Source organism: Shewanella sp. S23-S33, assembly GCF_043359565.1.
Classification (GTDB): Bacteria; Pseudomonadota; Gammaproteobacteria; order Enterobacterales; family Shewanellaceae; genus Shewanella; species Shewanella oncorhynchi.
Window position 1 is genome coordinate 1 of sequence record NZ_JBHFFD010000029.1, and the last position, 19,771, is coordinate 19,771.

General features: G+C 45.7%; 17 protein-coding genes. 10 read left to right on the forward strand and 7 right to left on the reverse strand.

Features of this window, described 5'->3' with window-relative positions; translation table 11 throughout:
* Positions 1 to 33: 33 nt before the first annotated feature.
* Positions 34 to 1,209, reverse strand: a complete 1,176-nt coding sequence (locus ACHA99_RS08790; protein WP_105251256.1) for a type III PLP-dependent enzyme — start codon at positions 1,207 to 1,209, stop codon at positions 34 to 36.
* A 377-nt stretch (positions 1,210 to 1,586) separates the two neighbouring features.
* Entirely contained in the window at positions 1,587 to 2,066 is a 480-nt protein-coding gene (locus tag ACHA99_RS08795) for a hypothetical protein (protein WP_219250687.1), read from the reverse strand.
* A 169-nt stretch (positions 2,067 to 2,235) separates the two neighbouring features.
* Here ACHA99_RS08795 and ACHA99_RS08800 point away from each other — a divergent pair, with 169 nt between their 5' ends.
* The 3 genes from ACHA99_RS08800 to ACHA99_RS08810 all read left to right on the forward strand — a co-directional run bounded on the left by ACHA99_RS08800 (position 2,236) and on the right by ACHA99_RS08810 (position 5,737).
* A complete protein-coding gene (locus ACHA99_RS08800; protein ID WP_393942229.1) occupies positions 2,236 to 3,072 on the forward strand; it encodes a mechanosensitive ion channel family protein in 837 nt (278 codons plus the stop codon).
* Positions 3,073 to 3,190: 118 nt separating this feature from the next.
* Positions 3,191 to 4,729 (forward strand): sel1 repeat family protein, encoded by a 1,539-nt coding sequence (locus ACHA99_RS08805; RefSeq protein ID WP_393942231.1) that lies wholly within the window; start codon positions 3,191 to 3,193, stop codon positions 4,727 to 4,729.
* A gap of 231 nt (positions 4,730 to 4,960) precedes the next feature.
* On the forward strand, positions 4,961 to 5,737 hold the full coding sequence (locus tag ACHA99_RS08810; protein ID WP_393942233.1) for a substrate-binding periplasmic protein: 777 nt from the start codon (positions 4,961 to 4,963) through the stop codon (positions 5,735 to 5,737).
* Positions 5,738 to 5,770: 33 nt separating this feature from the next.
* Here ACHA99_RS08810 and ACHA99_RS08815 read toward each other — a convergent pair whose 3' ends face one another.
* Complete coding sequence (locus ACHA99_RS08815; RefSeq protein WP_212600507.1) at positions 5,771 to 6,610, reverse strand: LysR family transcriptional regulator; 840 nt, start codon at positions 6,608 to 6,610, stop codon at positions 5,771 to 5,773.
* Between the two features lie 191 nt (positions 6,611 to 6,801).
* Between ACHA99_RS08815 and ACHA99_RS08820 the strand changes: the two genes are divergently transcribed.
* The 5 genes from ACHA99_RS08820 (at position 6,802) to ACHA99_RS08840 (ending at position 13,180) form a co-directional block, all read left to right on the forward strand.
* Positions 6,802 to 7,533, forward strand: a complete 732-nt coding sequence (locus ACHA99_RS08820) for an SDR family oxidoreductase (protein ID WP_212600506.1) — start codon at positions 6,802 to 6,804, stop codon at positions 7,531 to 7,533.
* Positions 7,534 to 8,015: 482 nt separating this feature from the next.
* On the forward strand, positions 8,016 to 8,345 hold the full coding sequence (locus ACHA99_RS08825; protein ID WP_105251249.1) for a cytochrome c: 330 nt from the start codon (positions 8,016 to 8,018) through the stop codon (positions 8,343 to 8,345).
* A gap of 191 nt (positions 8,346 to 8,536) precedes the next feature.
* Positions 8,537 to 10,261: a DUF3373 family protein gene (locus ACHA99_RS08830; RefSeq protein ID WP_393942236.1), complete on the forward strand. Its 1,725-nt coding sequence runs from the start codon at positions 8,537 to 8,539 to the stop codon at positions 10,259 to 10,261.
* Positions 10,262 to 10,316: 55 nt separating this feature from the next.
* Positions 10,317 to 11,705 carry a tetrathionate reductase family octaheme c-type cytochrome gene (locus ACHA99_RS08835; RefSeq protein WP_173247225.1) on the forward strand — a complete coding sequence of 463 codons (1,389 nt, stop codon included), beginning with the start codon at positions 10,317 to 10,319 and terminating at the stop codon, positions 11,703 to 11,705.
* 314 nt (positions 11,706 to 12,019) lie between these two features.
* Positions 12,020 to 13,180: a putative sulfate/molybdate transporter gene (locus ACHA99_RS08840; RefSeq protein ID WP_393942238.1), complete on the forward strand. Its 1,161-nt coding sequence runs from the start codon at positions 12,020 to 12,022 to the stop codon at positions 13,178 to 13,180.
* A gap of 104 nt (positions 13,181 to 13,284) precedes the next feature.
* Here the strand turns inward: ACHA99_RS08840 and ACHA99_RS08845 are convergent, their stop codons facing one another.
* From ACHA99_RS08845 to ACHA99_RS08855, 3 genes are read right to left on the reverse strand one after another with little or no spacing between them, the layout of a single operon-like run.
* A complete protein-coding gene (locus tag ACHA99_RS08845; protein ID WP_393942240.1) occupies positions 13,285 to 14,277 on the reverse strand; it encodes a polysaccharide deacetylase family protein in 993 nt (330 codons plus the stop codon).
* Positions 14,274 to 14,912 carry an ester cyclase gene (locus ACHA99_RS08850; protein ID WP_393942242.1) on the reverse strand — a complete coding sequence of 213 codons (639 nt, stop codon included), beginning with the start codon at positions 14,910 to 14,912 and terminating at the stop codon, positions 14,274 to 14,276. The genes ACHA99_RS08845 and ACHA99_RS08850 overlap by 4 nt, the downstream gene beginning before the upstream one ends.
* Positions 14,912 to 16,048, reverse strand: a complete 1,137-nt coding sequence (locus ACHA99_RS08855; RefSeq protein WP_393942244.1) for an alkene reductase — start codon at positions 16,046 to 16,048, stop codon at positions 14,912 to 14,914. The genes ACHA99_RS08850 and ACHA99_RS08855 overlap by 1 nt, the downstream gene beginning before the upstream one ends.
* 111 nt (positions 16,049 to 16,159) lie before the next feature.
* Here ACHA99_RS08855 and ACHA99_RS08860 point away from each other — a divergent pair, with 111 nt between their 5' ends.
* Positions 16,160 to 17,071, forward strand: coding sequence for a LysR family transcriptional regulator (locus ACHA99_RS08860; protein ID WP_219234490.1), 912 nt, complete (start codon positions 16,160 to 16,162; stop codon positions 17,069 to 17,071).
* Positions 17,072 to 17,078: 7 nt separating this feature from the next.
* On the opposite strand, the gene ACHA99_RS08865 is transcribed toward ACHA99_RS08860, so the two are convergent.
* The gene (locus ACHA99_RS08865; RefSeq protein WP_393942246.1) at positions 17,079 to 18,890 is read right to left on the reverse strand and encodes a PhnD/SsuA/transferrin family substrate-binding protein; all 1,812 of its coding nucleotides are present in this window, start codon (positions 18,888 to 18,890) and stop codon (positions 17,079 to 17,081) included.
* 212 nt (positions 18,891 to 19,102) lie between these two features.
* Between ACHA99_RS08865 and ACHA99_RS08870 the strand changes: the two genes are divergently transcribed.
* On the forward strand, positions 19,103 to 19,705 hold the full coding sequence (locus tag ACHA99_RS08870) for a response regulator transcription factor (RefSeq protein ID WP_393942249.1): 603 nt from the start codon (positions 19,103 to 19,105) through the stop codon (positions 19,703 to 19,705).
* Positions 19,706 to 19,771: the final 66 nt, after the last annotated feature.

Consider the following 19,771-nt stretch of genomic DNA (forward strand, 5'->3'; position numbering starts at 1 on the left):
CCTAAGCGCCCTTATTAATGTCATCACAATCGCTTACAGATAGTAATCCTTCAGCGGTGGGAAACCGTTAAAGCATACTGCTGAATACGTCGTCGTATAAGCCCCTGCGGTTAACCAATACATACGATCGCCAATGGCTAAGTCATTTGGTAAGCCATAGCTATAGTGCTCATACATGATATCTGCACTGTCACAGGTTGGGCCGGCAATCACGCATTTATCCAGCTCGCCTTGACGCTCAGTATAAATCGGGAACTTAATCGCCTCGTCCATCGTTTCAATCAAGCCAGAGAATTTACCCACATCGGTAAACACCCAACGCTCTAACGCTGTGTAAGATTTTTTGCTGATCAGCACCACTTCAGACACTAAAATCCCCGCGTTAGAGATCAACGAACGACCTGGTTCCAAAATAATTTGTGGTAAATCATCACCAAAATCTTCCTTCAGGAAGTGAGTGATTTGCTCGGCATACACACCCAATTGATTGGTTTTATCAATATAGTTAGCAGGGAAACCGCCGCCCATATTGATCATCTTCAAGGTGATATTGTGCTCATCACGCAAACGGTCAAAAATACTTTTTACTTTACCAATAGCGGAATCCCAAGCACCTATATCACGTTGCTGTGAACCCACATGGAAAGAAATACCAAAAGGCTCTAAGCCTAATTCCTGTGCCAATACTAATAGCTCATAGGCCATTTCGTTTTGGCAGCCGAATTTACGGGATAACGGCCAATCAGCGGTATCTGTACCTTCGGTCAGAATGCGCACATAAATACGTGAACCCGGCGCTTCTTCAGCAATCATTCGCAGATCGGCTTCTGAGTCAGATGCATACATACGCACGCCACGCTCATAAAATGCACGTACATCTTGACGCTTTTTAATCGTATTACCATAGCTGACTCGATCGGTTGTCACACCGACATTCATGACCATATCTAGCTCATAAATCGAGGCAATATCAAAGTTTGATCCTTTATCTTTTAGTAAAGATAAGATCTCGGCCGCGGGGTTTGCCTTAACTGCATAATAAACGTTGGCGTAAGGAAAACTATTAACCATGTCATCGTATTGTTTCGCTATGATACTGGTATCGATCACGACGAACGGGGTTGCTTTGTCTTTGGCAAACGCTTCAATACGCTTGAATGTGTCCATATCATAATAGTCAGCAACATCAATAGATTGAAATTGGCTCATTGGGCCAGAGTCTCCTTTGGGTCAGATAGATAACAGTAAGTGTGATGTATTAAAAACGTGCGCAGTAAACGATATTTTTTCGCTTTACGCAACGAATTTTTATGCTGAATTAATAACTTTTTATTCCCCAACTATTTAAGGAACTGAATCATCAAAAAAAGACGCTATAAAACAAATAATTATGCACACAAACCCTAAGGCAAATTTGTGTTCATTAACAGAATAAAAAGTGAATTTTTTACGACGTTATCGGAAGGGAGATGGATAGACTGGCTGGAGCCAAAATATCCATCTAAAAACAGTTATTTTGAAGTAACAATCACACAACGAAAAGAAGACTAATGGATGCCTTAAAATACGTCCGTTAAATCGAGTTGTTACTGCGGCTGATTGAGTTTTGCGAGGGCTTGGTTCAAGGCTTCACTGGAATCAAAATAGGCAATGTCCAAAATGTTACGCTGCTTGAGTAATATCATAGTGGCCATATCTTTGTTATCAGGTAATAAACGACTGATCTCACCATCCCTATCTAACCCAATCGCAAAAGGTAAATCTTGCATCTGTGGCACAGCCACAAATTTAGCGATCAAAGAAGGCATACCACTGATATCGGCAACATAAACTAAACCCGCTGGCATTTGAGTCGCGCTCAAGGGGGTAAGTGCATCCTTAATCACATCACCGCCTTTCATGCTGCGACTAAAGAGCAGCACTTGAGTCTCATCAGTCACATTAATGGTTTTATCATTTTGGTCGAGAAGTGAAATGGGATTAATCGCATCTCCAGCAACATAACTCGCAGCATACGCCCAGATTGGGGTTAACAGACAAGACAAACATAACAACAGCGTTTTCATAAACACTCGACTCCATTATTGGATAGGCGAACAGCATACCTGACTCCCCCTATCGACTCATTAAACCAACCACGATTACATGATACGCTTCACACATGAAGGGCGAAAAGTATTTGGTGGAATTTCTACGCTATAATCGCACAGTTAATTTTATTACAAGGATATCATAATGATAACACCTGGACTCGATCAAGAATTACAGCAACTACAAGGCGTTTATCAACTCATCACCGAGTTTTTAGTCACCTACAGCTTTCAACTCGTAGGTGCTTTACTGATCTTTTTGTTAGGTTTATGGGTAGCAAGTAAAGTATCACGCTTAGTCGCTAAGCAATTCGACAAACACAATATCGATATCACCCTAAGCAATTTTGTCAGCAATCTTATCCGCATTCTGATCATCGTCATGGTCGGGATTATCGCCCTCGGCAAGATCGGCATCAGTATTACCCCTATGGTTGCGGCAATTGGTGCCGCCTCCCTCGGTGCAGGTTTAGCCTTACAAGGTATGCTAGCGAACTATGCCGCAGGCGTGACTATTATCGTCACTCGCCCTTTTTTGGTAGGCAATACTATCGAAATCAAAGGGGAAAGCGGCGTTGTTAAACGTATCCACTTAAGCATGACCATACTGACCAATGAGGAAGGTGAGCAAATCAGCATTCCTAATAAGCATATCGTCGGCGAGATCCTGCATAATTCCTTTAGCAATAAGCTAGTCGAAACCCAGTTCAATCTCAGTTACAACACAGATCCCGAACAAGCCATTAGTGTGATTACTGAGTTATTAAGCAATAATCCCTATGTTTATCAAGAGACCACACCTAATATTGGCATCAATGGTTTTAATGCTAATGGAATTGAAATGGGGGTTCGTTACTGGGTGCCCACACAAAGCTATTTTCAGCATAAATATAAGGTGAACCTCGCTCTTTATAACGCCCTTAAGCAGGCGGAAATCGAGATTGCCTGCCCCATTAGGGAGATCCATCTGCAAGATAAATAACGCTAATGCGCATGGGATTGGTAGGCTTAGTCGATCAGCCTAACCCAAATTGTAAACTTGCATTCTTGTAAAAATTTACGTTTACTATACTCCCAAATATCGATAGTGATGGACTACTATGTTGTTGATACTCATAATTATTGCTTTTATTGTACTGTTTATTTTTTTCGCTAAATATCAAAAAAAACAAGTGCAAGCTAAAGCACTTGCCGCAGGTGATCCTACTGCGCTACTCAATCATGGCTTAACACTGATTAACCAAGGCGAAGTCAACTCTGGCCTAGATTATATTCAGCAGGCAGTCGATAAAGGCTTAGCCGTTGCCGCCATTGCTATGGCAGAACTTTATTCCGGTCGATTCCCACAAGTTCCCGCCGATCCCAAGGCATCTAACGATTGGTATAAAAAAGCCGCGGAAATAGAGCCTCAATATTTACCCATGCTCACCCTACCTAATTTGCTCTCTTCTGAGTCGCAAACACTCGATGAGTTAATCGCACAGGTAGAACAGCTCAAACCTAATGCCGAAGCGGGGCAAGCCGAGTTTCAATATGAGCTTGCTTACTTGTATCTAAGCCAGCCCTTTCTCGATCCCGATGCTAGCCAAGCAATTTACTGGTTCGAAAAAGCCGCCGCACAAGAAAACCAAAGAGCCTATTACCATTTAGCCACACTCTACTGGCATGATGAGCGCGTTACTTCGGACTATTCCAAAGCACGTGAATACTTTGAGAAATCCGCAGCCGCTGATTATGAATTAGCAAAAGATGATCTAGGGCATATGCTTGCTGCAGGCCAAGGTGGACCTAAAGATTTAGCGCGTGCAGAGGCATTACTTAGCGAGCGCGCCGCAGACGATGATTTCCGCCAGTATTATCTTGGTAAACGTTTCCTCTACGGTGAAGATTTTGCTGTCGACTATGACAAGGCGCGCCATTGGTTAAGCCAATCTGTCGCTAGAGGTAATGACTTCGCTAAGATTGAATTTGCTCATCTTTTACTGAAAGCGCCACAAAATGAAAGTGATTACCAACAGGCTAAAATTGACTTTGAAGAATTCGCACTTAAGTGGAATGAAGACGCACTGCTAGGCTTAGGCAAGATTTATGAGCAAGGTTTAGGCGTGAGTCGCCAACCAATTAAAGCGTTAATGTATTACCAGCTCGCGGCCATGAGCAATAGAGCCGATCATCTAAAAGAATTAGCCAGATTCAGTCAGCAACTAGGTACCTTAGAGATAAGAGAGGCTGAGCGTCTACGTGACAGTTTCTTGCATCAGCATCCAATCCCCGCTGAGCAACAACAATATTTTTATTTCTATAAGGCTGAATCATTTTTAAGTGGTGAAAAACCCACTCAAGAGGCTCTACAAGCGGCAGAAGCTTGGTACGTCAAATCGGCAGAGCTAGGTCATGAAATTGCTATGCGGGAACTGGTCAATATTTACGGCGCAGAACAATTAAATAAACCTATACAAATGTTTATTTGGTCTAGTTTATTGCTACGTCATTTTGGTAAATACGGGATGAATAGCGCTCAACGACTCCATCAAAACACCGCAAAATCATGTTTAACCGAATCCGAACTTGCCTACGCCGAAACTCAAATTGAGGCTATTGAAACCCAATTAACGCCCTATCTTGAGTCGGATAGGTAAGTTTCCTAGCAGCGAATGAGTCCCAGAAAAGGTTTGGTCAGATTTAACAGGCCAAACCGTTTGGTTACCAAATAGAGTGAATTTATAATTACTTAAAAAGCACAGTGGATGTATAAGCACTACAATCAATTATTGACCAAACCTGCGCAGCTAAACGACTCAAAAATAAAACATAGTCAGGTTAACTGCCCAGCCCAAAATTAAAACTGACCATTTTAATAGGCAAGATGTATGAGGCTGATACTGATCATTGTCGTTTCATGCTTATTTCTGCCCCAAGCAAGGGCAGAAACCTCTGCTGTTGTCTGGCAAGCACACTGCCGCGATAGGCATCCTGTTATTTATGTCGAAAATGGTGAGTGCAAAGGCCCAGGTGCAGCTGTCATCAATGAAGTCATCACCCGCCTAGGTCACAAGATAAATTGGAGTAATGTGCCTTGGGCACGCACAATTAAAGTGGCAGAAATGGGACAAGTCGACCTAATCCCTGTCCATTCGATGACACCAGAGCGCAACGATTTTCTAGACCCTATGCTACTGGGATACGACAAGCGCTACGTCTATTACTTTGCCCTTGCGAATAGACAAATTGAAGTCAAACATTTCGATGAACTAAAACCTCATATCATTGGCGCACTTAGAGGCGCTTTTTACTGTCCACAGTTTAATGACAATCAAAACCAACTAAAAGTGTCTTTTGTTAATGATAACGGTCAGTTAATCAATATGTTGAAGGCTGAGCGTATCGATTTAGCCATCACCTCCGAACAGCATGAGATGCAATTTTTTGCCAAAGATCCCCAACTCAAACAGATGGCATACGTAGATATCAGCAAAAATGGCCGCTATTTTAGTATTCCGCTCATGTCGCCGCAGCATCAATATGCCAAGCAAGTTCACCAGATAGTCGACGACATGCGTACCTCAGGTGAAATTACTCAACTATTTAAATCCTACGGCGTCGAGCCTCCACTTAATCTCACTGAATCGCCCTTAGCAACTCACTAATCTGAATGCTGATAACCCAAAACTAACTTGGAATTAATTCGATCGAGCGGCTAAATGCCGTAACAAGGTCGCCAATGTTGGCGCAACTGCCTGATGGGAGGGATAACACAAACCAATACGACGGAACATTCTCGGACCATCAAATTTCACTTGCTTGAGCCTAGGCTCATCTTCAATCAAACCATCGGGTAAAAAACTCACGCCAAATCCGGCTAACACTAGCGACATCACTAGAGATTTTGACTCAGCCTTAGCGACCAAATTAAGCGACATATTGCTGCACGCCAATAAACCTATCGTTTGCTGATGGGCTTCACAGGGTGGGCACTCAATAAAGTCAAAGCCATTGAGCTGCTCGGGACGTAGGCTATCTACTTGGGCGAGGGTATGATCCTTGGGGACGCAGAGCACATAATCCTCCTCCCACAGCGGAAAAAATACTTCATCTTCATGGCGCAAGCTGTCGATGCTTAAACGGCAATCTGCAGGGCTTTGATAGTCCACCAGTTCAAGATCTAGCTTATCAATGGCTTGATTCACCTGTTGTAAAAATCCAGCCAAACGCCGCTGGCTTAAGTCTGGCATCACAGCCAAACGTAGCTTTTGCCGGCTTGCCTTCGCCATAAACAAGCCTGGTAACTTACTCGCCTCCTCGACTAATTTAACCGCCAAAGGGTATAGATAGTGCGCGCTGTCCAAAGGTTTAACGCCTTTTTTGCTGCGCTCAAATAACTGACCACCAAGCTCTTCTTCGAGTTGCTTTAACCCAGCAGACAGTGAAGGCTGGCTCACAAAGCAACGGTTAGCCGCCGAGGTAATATTGTTCTCTTCAAAAATTGCGATAAAGAAACGCAGCAAACGCAAATCGACCATTTAATCTTCTCCAACAACCGACGAGTTCAGCACAAATTTCAACAATAGTGCCATAGGCTGAGCCTATCATATCCAGCTGGAATAAGTATTTTTCGACTGAAAATCCCCAGACTATACTGGTTAACAAGTTCAAGACGCCGAACAACAGTTTGTTTACGGCTTACATTGGCTCCAATTAATAGGAAATACTAATGAATCAAGTTACTAAATCACTGGTTGTCATCACAGGCGCTTCATCGGGTATTGGCGCCGCTATGGCTAAAAGCTTTAGCGCTGCAGGCCATCCGCTGCTATTACTGGCACGCCGAGTTGAAGCAATGCAAGCGCTTGAATTACCAAACAGCCTTTCTATCAGCGTCGATGTCACCGACGGCGCAGCTATTAAAACCGCCATAACCCAAGCAGAAGCACAATTTGGCCCGGTCGGCTGTCTTATCAATAACGCGGGAGTCATGCTACTGGGCCAAATCGATGTGCAAGATCCCAACGAATGGAGCCGCATGCTCAATATCAATGTGATGGGCGTGCTTAATGGTATTCATGCGGTATTAGCCGACATGAAAGCTCGCAAAACTGGCACTATCATTAATGTCAGCTCAGTGGCGGGGCGTAAAACCTTTCCAAACCACGCCGCTTACTGCGCTACTAAATTTGCCGTGCACGCCTTAACAGAAAACATTCGTGAAGAAGTCGCCATGGATGACGTACGCCTTATCACTATCGCCCCAGGCGCGGTAGAAACCGAGTTGTTGAGCCATACCACCAGCGATGACATTAAAGCGGGTTACCATGACTGGAAAGAAGAAATGGGCGGCGTTATCGCCCCTGAAAACGTCGCCGCTGCTGCGCTGTTTGCATGGCAACAACCGCAAAATGTGTGCGTACGCGAAATCGTTCTAGCACCAACTCGCCAGCAACCTTAATCCGTTCTGAGTCTACTTTTATCTAAGTTATCTTGCTTCGAAAGACAACCAAACCTATCCCCAAAATCAATAATGCCAGAGTCAACTCTGGCATTATTTACTTCCCAATAAAGCCCGCCAAACAGCTGCTAAGTTTCAACATCACTACTTTAGTGAGTGCATATTTTACAAAGTGTTAGCTTAATCACAGTCCATTTTTTGTGCTTTAGGCGCAAAACTCGAAACTCAAAGTTATCAGAGCCAATTTAGCACGTAGAGTAGTTCATTGTTTTTAAATAAGAAAAAAAATAATCATACCACTCTACAACATCATCAATTAGATTTTTATCAATGAACTTTTTATCAATTAGATTTTTTTAATGAAAGTGATATACCTCAAATTTACACACCGTAGGATTTGATAAATTAATTTACAAAGTGGAATCAATAAAAACACTTAACCAACAAACAAATGTAAGTGTTCACAAAAAGTAAGGAATGAGATGATGAAAACGTCAACTAAGATAGCAATTGCCATGGCAGTGATCGGCAGCTTGAGTATTAATGCGTATGCCGCAGAGGGAGGTAATCCAAAGAAAGGTAAACATTTGTACAAAAAAGAATGCAAAGCCTGCCATAGCCAAGGCGGTGAAGGTGGTGAACTCACGCCAATGGCCAAAACGATGAGCCAGTGGGATCGCTTCTTTGATAAAGATAAGCACAAATTCAAACCAGAGGTATTCAATGGCCTCTCGGAGCAAGACCTCAAGGATATACAGCAATTTTTGTATGACCACGCCGCCGACTCGGACCAACCCCAAACCTGCGGTTGATCTCTGCCAACGTTATGGCCTAAGACAATGGTAGAGAGCTCCCCTGCAACTGCTCACTAACACATTGAATTAAAAATTAAAAAACCAATTCGAGAAAAATGGGGAACACACCTCAGGGACTCCTATTGGGTAAATTTGGCGAAATGCACTTAGCGCAATCATGCCAACAGAACAACTCTGGGAGAAACCTTATGCGTACTCTTATCTCAATCCTCGTTGCCAATGCCTTGTTTATGTCAGGCCAATCTTTTGCTACACCTAATGATGTACAACAGGAAAATCAAAAAATTACTGAGTTAAAACAGAAGCTTGCCGATATTACCGAGCAATTGGATGATCTCAATAATCGCGTCGACAAAACCGAGCGGCACACATCGTTAGACCGCCTTGAAATTACAGGTGATTTCCGCACTAAAGCTCATTCACTACATTACCGCGATGTTGTCTGGAATCCGGCCATCAAAGTCAATTTTAACGACTTTGGTGCCAAAGCCATGTCCGGCGCTTTCGGTATGCCCAACGGTCTCAACTCCCCACTAGGGAAAATGATGCAAGCTAATCCAGACCTTGCTGCAGCCTTCCAAAATGGCATGTTACAAGGTGTTATGCCCTATGTGCTCGCGCCCAAAAGTGTACAGGACATAGATAACGATATTTTTTACACCACTCGCCTGCGGTTAAATCTGAAAGCTAAGGTATGGGATAACGTCAGTTTTGCTGGCCGCCTCAGTATGTATAAAAACTGGGGTGATTCTACCGGAGTTCAAGTATTTGATTCTTGGAGGTCTTTCACTATGGATGGTACCAGTAGCGGCAATACCAGTGGTGACTGGCTGCGGGTTGAACGCGCCTATTTCGATTGGAAAAACATTAATGGATCAGAGTTTTATCTCTCTATAGGTCGTCGCCCTTCCACCTATGGTCCACCCAGCCACTACCGCGAGAATGAAATGCGTGGCGGCACACCTTCAGGACATTTAGTCAACTTCAACTTCGATGGCGCTACCTTAGGCTACAACCTAGGCGAAATCACAGGTATCGAAGGCCAAGTCGTCCGTTTCTGTTACGGCCAAGGCTTTGAATCACAATGGGGAAATGGCGAAATGTTTGGTGATATTGTCACCAAGGATACTCACCTTGGTGGCTTTAATATCGATGCGATCAACGATGGCACCAACTTCCTCCAGTTCACCCTGTTTGGCGCCAAAGATGTTAATGACGGCTTTAAAGGCACCATGGCCTTCCCTACCCAGCTTGCGGGCATTTTCGCCCCCGCCATGTATCAAGATATGCAAAAGTTCGACAACTTTAACTTTGTCACCCGAGTGCAACCCAGCGGGGTTATCGGCGACATGTATCTAGGAGGAATTGGTTTTGCGCGTGAAGAAGCAAATGATATCAAATGGTTTGCATCATTCGGCTGGACTCGCGCCGAGCCTAACGGTAACGCAGGCATGTTTGGCGGCATGTTATCCGATGCCATATTTGAAGCCGAGCTAAACAGCACCGGCACTGAGATTATTATGGTGCCTAAAACCAGTGACGATACCGAAGCCAAAGACGGTTATGGTATTTATGTCGGCGTACAAATTCCTGCTCCCTACGGCAAATTGGGTCTGGAATATAACTATGGCTCCGAATATTGGACGCCTTTTACCCAGGCACAGGATGACCCTATTGGTAGTAAGTTAGCTACCCGAGGACATGTAGCAGAAGCCTATTACATCTTTGATATTAACCCCAAAATGTTTATCAAACTTGCTGGCCTCTATTACGACTACGAGTACACAGGCAGCGGTACACCTGTGGGTGCTCCACAAAAAATCGACGATGTGCTAGCTGGCTCTGCTTATTCCATGTTGCCAGTGGTTGATACCGCGTTTGATGTCAACGCCTCACTCACCATCAACTTCTAATCCGTCATTGATAACAACGATCAGCCCTCAGTTACATCGAGGGCGGGAGTACAAAATGAATAAGCTCATCCTCATTGCCTTAGCGAGCATGACATTAAATGCCTACGCCGCTAATCCCCATAAAGAGGCACTTAAAGGCCCGTTTACCACAGGCTCACAGGTGACCACACAATGTTTAGTCTGCCATGAAAATCAAGCGACTGACGTGATGAAAACCTCCCATTGGACTTGGGAGTTAGAACAAAAACTTCCCGATAGGACAGTCGTAAGAGGTAAGAAAAACAGCATTAATAACTTCTGCGTTGCCATTTCCAGCAATGAACCCCGCTGTACCAGTTGTCACGCGGGTTATGGTTGGAAAGACAGTAACTTTGACTTTAAAGATAAAACCAAAGTCGACTGCCTAGTTTGTCACGACACTACAGGAACTTATGTTAAAGATCCCGCTGGCGCAGGTGAACCTATGGCAAAACTCGATCTGACTAAAATAGCTCAAAATGTTGGCGAACCTGTACGGGATAACTGCGGTAGTTGCCACTTCTATGGTGGCGGTGGTGACGCGGTAAAACATGGGGACTTAGACTCATCCATGTCTTATCCAGACAAAGCGACGGATGTGCATATGGATAGCGACGGTAATGACTTTCAATGTCAGAACTGCCACACCACTGAGAAACACATGATCTCAGGTAATGCTATGGGGGTTTCACCCGGTGGTGTCGACCATATTGGCTGTGAAAACTGCCACGAATCAGCGCCACACGCGAACAAAAAACTCAATACTCATACAGCGGCAGTTGCCTGTCAAACCTGTCATATTCCGTATTTTGCTAAAAACGAACCGACAAAAATGCGCTGGGACTGGTCAACGGCTGGAGATGATAAAAAAGAAACACTCGACCAATATGGTAAGCATACCTACCAAAAGAAAAAAGGAGATTTTGTTTGGGAAAAAATGGTCAAACCCCAATACGCTTGGTACAACGGCACAGCCAATGCTTATATGGCAGGTGATAAAATGGATCCGAGTACAGTCACTAAATTGACCTATCCCATTGGCGATATAAATGATGCCAAAGCAAAAATCTATCCTTTCAAAGTGCACACGGGTAAACAGATTTACGATAAAAAACTCAATATTTTTATCACACCGAAAACCTATGGCAAAGGGGGATTCTGGAGCGAGTTTGATTGGAACTTAGCGGCAAAACTAGGAATGGAAGCGAACACGACTATGCTTGAGAAAGGTATCAAATACAGTGGTGAATATGACTTTGCAGCCACTGAAATGTGGTGGCGGATAAACCATATGGTGTCACCCAAGGAGCAAGCATTAAATTGTAACGACTGCCATAACAAAGGCACAAGACTCGATTGGCAAGCCCTAGGTTATCAAGGTGACCCGATGAAAAATAAACAAGGGCCAAAACACAAACAGCCTTGATTGAATCGTTCACTGATTTGAGCATCACAGATATCTTACTTTTAGTAAGGCATCGAAGTGAACACAACTGATGAACCAAATCGAGTTCCCGGTAATACCCTTTGAGATCTTAGTTTTTACTAAGATCTCTTTTTTTATTATCTTGTTACTCTCACCCAAAAAGACAATTAGACTCAGCCATTCTTCGGCCTTGCCCCAGTTTGTCTCATTGAGTGACTCAATACGGTAGTTTGACTCTGTTTACCCCCCAAATCATCTGATTTTTATGGCATTTATTTTGCGTAGTCATAGCGTGTTCAATTACGGCAATCAGTATGACCTCGGGCAAAATTTCCCAAACAGTATCCAATCCTTCATTCAACCGTTTACTCGGTGAAACCAGTGGCGCTTTTGCCGACTTAGGCACTTTTTTACCTTTAGTACTAGGGCTAATTGCCCTCAATCAATTTTCGCCCCAAGGGATATTTTTGGGGTTTGGTCTATTCGCTATTCTCAGCGCGCTGTTTTACCGTCGCCCGATTCCGGTACAACCGATGAAAGTCATCGCTGCACTGGTGATCGCTCAGGGCTTAACCCCAGGCATGTTGCAGGCAAGCGCCATGTTAATGGGCATTATCCTGTTAATTCTCGCCTTTAGCGGCGCCATCACTTGGTTAGCCAAACAGTTATCCCAAGCTGTGAGTGTTGGCATTCAACTCGCCATAGGTCTGCAACTGATGTGGATGGGCACTAAGATGATGAGTGAATTTTGGCTGGTTGGCGTGGGGGCATTTGTACTGTTATTTATCAGTAAATTTTTGCCGCTGCGCTACCTTGCCATGCCCTTAGTCATAGCAGCGGGGATGATTTGGCAAGCAAGTACACAAACTAGTTTAGCCACTAACTTTGATATTCAAGCAATGACAGCGCCATTTCAATTAGCGTGGCCGACATCAGTTGAGTGGACCTCTGCCGCCCTTTTATTGGTTTTACCACAACTGGCATTAACCTTAACCAATGCGGTCATTGCCACGTCTGTAATGGCACAGGAGAAATTCCCTGAAGATGCCGCCAAACTCACGCCCAAAAACTTCGCCATTAGCTCAGGTCTTGCCAACTTATTGCTTGCGCCCTTTGGTGCCTCAGCCATGTGCCACGGTGCGGGCGGACTTGCGGTGCAATACCATTTTGGTGCTCGCACTTATCTGGCGCCGTTAATTTTTGGCAGTACGTGCTTAATGATAGCCCTGTGCTGGGGTAGTCATATCGCTTGGCTATTAAGCCTTATTCCTATGGCAATCCTCGGCAGTTTACTGACCACTGCGGGGCTACAATTAGCATGGTCGAAACGCTTAATCGATGGTAAGCCCTTCTGTATCTTTGTGATTTTATCAACCGCGGTGACTTGCCTCGCCATCAACGCCGCTGCGGGACTTGCCGTGGGGATAATTCTGGAGCAAGGTCGCCGCACTTGGGCCATGTTGGCCATGCGTTAATCGCTTCCGACTCGCAGTAATAAGGGTTCCCAAAAACAAAAAGCGCGTTAAACAATGCGCTTTTTGTTAACCATTAAAACCTCTTCCAACAAAGCTACAGCAGGCTAAAATGTTCTTGCAGGATTGGTCGGTGTGTCCTTTTGCGCCAGCGCCCATTTAGCAATGGCATCTTTACGCATAAAGCCTACGTTAGTGTGACCTTTAGCGTACTGAATAAACTTATCTAAAGCGGTCACAAGTCCAGGAGCGCCACCAATACGGTCGTGCACACTGATCGACATCATCCGTCGCTGCGTCGAACCTTCTTGATAGAGCATATCGAACTCATCCTTTAGTTCCTGCAAAAAGGCCGTGGCCGTCATAGCAGTGTTGCCACCAAAACGTCCGATATCATTGTTACGTAAAGTGTAAGGCACAACCGCAAAAGGCTTATTTCCTACTGGGATAATTGAAGGTTCGTCCCGCGATAGATCATCGATATGATAAATAAAACCTAAGTCCTGCAAAATATTGAGGGTTTGAGTGCTGTGGCGCATCCAAAAGGCATTAAAACCTAAGGGGCGCTGACCTGTGATCCTTTGCAGCGTCTCAATACTCGCCACATAGGAGGCGCGTTCCTCTGCTGGCGACATGCTGTATTGTGGCGTCCACGTTTGTCCGTGACCCGAAATCTCATGCCCCTCATCTGCAACTTGTTTGGCAAGTTGAGGATGTAGCTCGGCGGCGCGCCCAACCATGTGAGAAGTCACCTTGATATTGTGCTTACGCCACAAGCGCAGCAGCCTTGGAATGCCTTCGTTCATACCGTAATCGTACCAAGTCGGGGTGATGGTATCTGGGTAGCCCTTTTCCATCGGCGGAAACGGCCCTTCGGCATTTTTATCTTGAGCACCTGCTTCAAACTGCATTGAGATTGAAATCACTAACTGCTCACCACTTGGCCAAAATATTTTGTTCATACCATTGCCACCTGAACTTTTGGAGTCATTTTCTAAGGTATCTAATGATGGTAAACCAATAGCAAGCGCCGTTTGGCTTAGGCCGAACCCAGCAGCGATGGCGCCACCTGCCATTAAAAATCGTCGACGTTGATTCATGATTGAGTCCCTGCAGCTAATTGAGAAAATAGCGTTTGATAATCTTCGAGGTGCCAGTTATCTGTGATGAAACCATCCCGTACTCGATACATGTCAACAGCACGAAAATCGATTTTCTGCCCTTGGCCTTTTTGCTCACCAAAGACACCAGTGAAGCGGCCATTAAAACGCAGACGTACCACTGCACGATCGCCAACGACTAGCAAATGCTCAACTGAAACAGAGAGATCAGGGACCGCTGCCCTAAATGCCTTTGAGGCTTCGAGTGAACCCGTGATTCCCTGTGCGCGGCCAGCGGGCAGAGTACGGTCGATAAAACCAGTCGCCAATGCGCCGTGGGCAAAACTTGCATCGCCCGTGTGCCAAAAACTGGCATATAACAAAGCGGCGCGGGCGATAGCCAGTGCCTGCGATGATTCATCAGAAATCGTTTCCATTGCCGCCACTTTTGGCACTAACGCCGCTCGCACTTTAGCACTATCCTGTGTTGTTGCCCCTTGAGCGGCTAACGCATCCATGCTCAGACTTGCTAAGCTAAAACCCACAATTGCAATACCCATAAAGCCTGAAAACCATAGACTTAAGCTGAGCCAAGCGGGTAAGCGCTGAACATACAAAGTGTTAACCCGATCCATTATGCCACCTCATCGTCAGCGGATCGGATGACGGCTCTCAATGCTTCGTTGTGTGTAGGATAATCGGTATAACCCGCCGCACTACCGCCAAACAAGGGGCCTTTGTCGAATGCAGATAAAGGCAATTGATGCATTAAACGGTAAGGCAAATCGGGATTCGCAATAAAAGGTCGACCGAAGGCAACTAAGTCCGCATAACCGTTATCAATCACTTCATTGGCACGCGCCACATCATAGCGACCCGCAACAATAATGCTGCCCTTAAAGACTCTGCGCAGCTCGACTCTAAAGGACTCTGGCACCTGCGGAGCATCATCCCAATCCGCCTCTGAAAGATGTAAATATGCCACGCCCAATGCCGATAAATGCTTAGCCGCTAACAGAATAGTGTCTACAATTTCAGGACACGCCATATCTTTAAACGTCACGTAAGGGGCGAGGCGAACCCCGACTTTATTGGCACCAATTTTCGCACTCACGGCTTGGACAATTTCGAGTAAAAAACGAATGCGATTTTCCTGAGTACCGCCGTAGGCATCAGTTCTGTGGTTTGAATTGGTGCGTAAAAACTGGTCAATTAGATAACCATTGCCACCGTGAATTTCGATGCCATCAAAACCCGCCGCAACCGCATTCACTCCCGCCTGTGCAAAATCGGCCACAACGCGGTCGATATCCGCTTGCACCATAGCCTTAGGTTCTGGGCAATCCACCATTTGCCCTTCAGGATGCGCTTCATCCACAATCCATACTTTAGTGCCAACGGGCGCAATAGCTGATGGCGCAATCGGGGCATTACCCTGCTGAAAAATCGGGTGCGATACACGGCCAACATGCCAAATTTGATTGAAGATTTTACCACCAGCCTGATGCACTGCCGCGGTGACTTTTTTCCAACCCTCAATTTGCTCCGCGGTATACACGCCCGGCGTAAATGAATAGCCTTGACTGTCATCGGAGATTTGTGTCGCTTCTGTGATGATTAACCCCGCCGAGGCGCGCTGGGCATAATATTGCGCCATCAGATCATTAGGAATATTGCCTGGCTGCGTAGTACGCGCCCGAGTCATAGGGGCCATCACAATGCGATTGTTTAATGCCAGTGACGCTAATTTGTAAGACATGAATAGACTCATACACACTCCGAACCAGAAATTAAGATGAAACATCAGTGGTGCAATTGTGCATTAGTTAATCTATATTGATAATCAGGCTATTATTAAAATCATTTTCAAAAATAATTTGATATGTATCATTTAAACGATCTGCAATTAGCGCTGCGTATCGCAGCCTTAGAGAGTCTCTCGGCAGCCAGTAAAGAAATAGGCATGACGCCGGCAGCGGCAAGTGCCGCGCTGCAAAGATTAGAGAAAAAGCTAGGATGTCAGCTATTTGCTCGCTCGACGCGGCGCTTACAGCTCACAGAAGAAGGGCGGATCTTTCTCGATTCGGCGAAACCCGCACTGGCGATTCTCGAAACTGCCAGCGCCAATTTAGCCGAACACAGGGGTGAGCTTAAGGGCGAAGTACGCCTCGCGTTACCTTCGGATATTGGTCGCAGCCAGATCCGTGCTTGGCTCGATGAATTGATGGACAGCGCCCCAGAACTGACAGTGCAGCTGTATTTTGGCGATCATATGACAGACTTAATCGACCAAAATATCCATTTGGCTTTGCGCTATGGCCAGCTTGACGACTCAAACCTTAAAAGGCGTCAGCTCGCCATGACCCCAAGGGTACTGGTCGCCTCACCCGCTTATCTGGCACAACACGGCACACCAAGCACGCTAAATGAACTTAGCCAACACGCAGTACTGATCTTAAATCGCGGCGGTGAGCCGTGGCAGAAATGGAAGTTAAGTCATAACGGCGCGCCCGTTGAAATCGAAGTCAGGGGCCAACGTTTCTGTAACGATGGCGCAGTGATCCGCGACTGGGCACTCTCAGGTCGTGGAATTGCCTATAAGAGTTGGCTCGATGTGGCGCAAGATGTGACCGAAGGCAGACTCCACTTAGTGCTAGCCGATAAAATAGCCCCACCGATCCCACTGCAATTGGTATACCTACAAACCGATTATCCCAGCCATAAGGTCCGTCGCACCATAGAGTTTTTAGTAGAAAAGCTCAGCCAGTTCTCCCAAAACTATCCACTGCCCTAATGGTAATCTATCCCTTGGGAAGTACGACTGTCACCACACAGCCCTGTTGCCAAGGCAGTAAAGCTTGCGTGGATTGCTGACAGTTTTCGATTTGAATGCTGCCGTGATGGCGGGTGACCACATCCTTACAGATGGCTAAGCCAAGCCCTAATCCTGCATCTTTGGTTGAGGCAAAAGATGCCATCAACTCACTCGCCTGCCCCTGTAGCCCTTCGCCATTATCAATAACTAACACTTTGATTTCATTTGGATGATAATAGATATCGATCCATAATTGACGCACACGATTATCGCCGCAGGTTTCTAACGCATCTAAGCTATTTTTTACTAAATTGACCCACATTTGACTTAAACCAACGCTATCGCCCATCAGTTCAAAGGGCTCACCCTGCACTCGCACATTCACTTGCACATTCGCGCGGTCTAGCTCGCGCCGCAACAGAGCTAAAGCTTCTTTCACCACTGGCACTATATCTAAAGGTTCGGTCTTGGCCTGACGCCGCTTGAGTAAACCGCGAATACGATGCACAACCGCTCCGGCGCGAATCGACTGCGCATTAATTTTACCGAGTACATCATAGAGTTCCGGATTATCTTGCCCAAGCCTTTCCAGTTGTAGCATGGCACCTTCGCTGTATTGGGTAATGGCGGCTATGGGTTGATTGAGTTCATGGGCAAGTCCTGCACCTATTTCCCCAAGAATCGCCGCACTTTGCAGTCGCTCAAGCTGCAGTGCCTTGTCCTTTAATTGGCGCTCAGTGCTGACTAAAAACTCACTTTTCTGGCGAAACTTATATTCAAGCCACAGGTGATAAATGGTGGAAATAATGAAAATTAACAACAGTGCGCCACCCCATTCTTTATTTTTTGCCATCCATTTGTATACGGTTTGATAAAGTGGTGGTGATGCTCCCTGTAGTTGTAATTCTTTAAATAACTCAATCACTTTTAACTGGCTTACGGGCGCAGTCCAGCCCAAAGTATCGGCGGTAATTGCTGCAATATGATCGGCGGGTAAATCGAATAAGGCACGGGTAATCGCCATCGTCAACTTAGGAGAAACCGTATCCGCCGCAGCGAATGACCAGTTTGGGTATAACTGAGTGCTCACCTCGCAATCATATCCTGCAGGCGTGGCAGGATGGATAACCCGATAATCGACCTGATTAACAAGACCCGTTGCGATCATTTCCTCTAAGGTACAAAAAGGCGCTATTGCGGCGTCGGCACTGCCATCTCTGACTTGATAGATAAGCGGTTCTAACGGGAACCCGAGGAAGCGCACTTGCCCAAAAAACTGTTCGGGTAAAAAACCCATTTTATGCAGTAACCCCATTGCCGCTTGATACCCCCCCAAGGCCTGCGGATCACTGGCGACCACATTGCGCCCGCGTAAATCCTGCAAGGTACGGATAGGGCTGTCGGCGCGGACAATAATGGTCGCACCTATGGTAAAAGTGCTGCCTTGATGCTTACGGCTCTTCATTGTCGCAAGCCAAGACAGCGGGAAGTTGTTACTTAGATGCAGATATTGCCCAGGGTTAGTGACGATAAACTGCAAATCATGCTCAAGTAACTGACTACGCATGCCATTAAAATCCACAGGCACGACTTCAAAATGACTATTAGGCACTTGCTCACTGAGGTAATCCATCATAGGTTGCCAACGCTGCTTGGCCTGTAACACGCCATGGTTTGCCAGCACACCGACTCTAAAATGGTTAACTTCTGTCACTTCGTTGGCATAGGACGGATTAAGCCCAATGATACTCAGCAAGAATCCCATCAATATCGCTTTACACCAAGAGTCAATCGTCATCGCCTCTATTACCCACTCTTATATGCCATTGTCATGGAACGACTTTAGCTCGCAGATAAAAATCAAGCTGTGAAATGCCGCCAAACTCTGGTTTATGCCCAGAGGGAATCGGCTAATTTAGTGATGTATCTCCCAAGACCTAGGCTTAAAATTGAGCCCACTCTGCACCCAGCTTAAGCTGATAGCATGCTTACCGCCCCACAAGGAACACCATGTCGATAAAATTGCCACTCTATCTAGTCGATGACGATGAAGCGATTCTGGATTCACTGGGCTTTATGCTCGGACAATTTGGCTATCAAGTGCAAACCTTCAACAGCGGCCGCGACTTCCTTGAGCACTGTGCATTATCACAGGCGGGCTGCGTGATTTTAGATAGTCGAATGCCAGAAATCACCGGCCAAGAAGTGCAGCAAAAATTACTGGAAACCCACAGCCCGCTAGGCGTGATATTTCTCACTGGCCACGGTGATTTACCTATGGCGTTAAGCGCCTTTCGTAAGGGGGCCTGCGATTTTTTTCAAAAACCAGTATCGGGTAAAGCATTAGTACAAGCGATTGAAAAGGCACAGCGTGAAAGCCAAGCGGCCTTCGAGCAGCAAAGTCTGCAACATAAGTTTGACCAACTGACAGAGCGCGAACAGCAAGTGTTAGCCCATGTGATCCAAGGCATGACTAACAAGCAAATATCGGAGGCGATGTTTTTATCCCTGCGCACGATTGAAGTACACCGCGCCAAAATCATGAAGAAACTCGAAGTGAACAATATGGCGGAGCTAGTGCAGCATCTCGCAAACCTAAACACTCCCATTTAACCTATGGATTTGATTAGCATTAACCGGACTAGTTTGCTACTTTCTATCTCTATAACTTACTCAAGA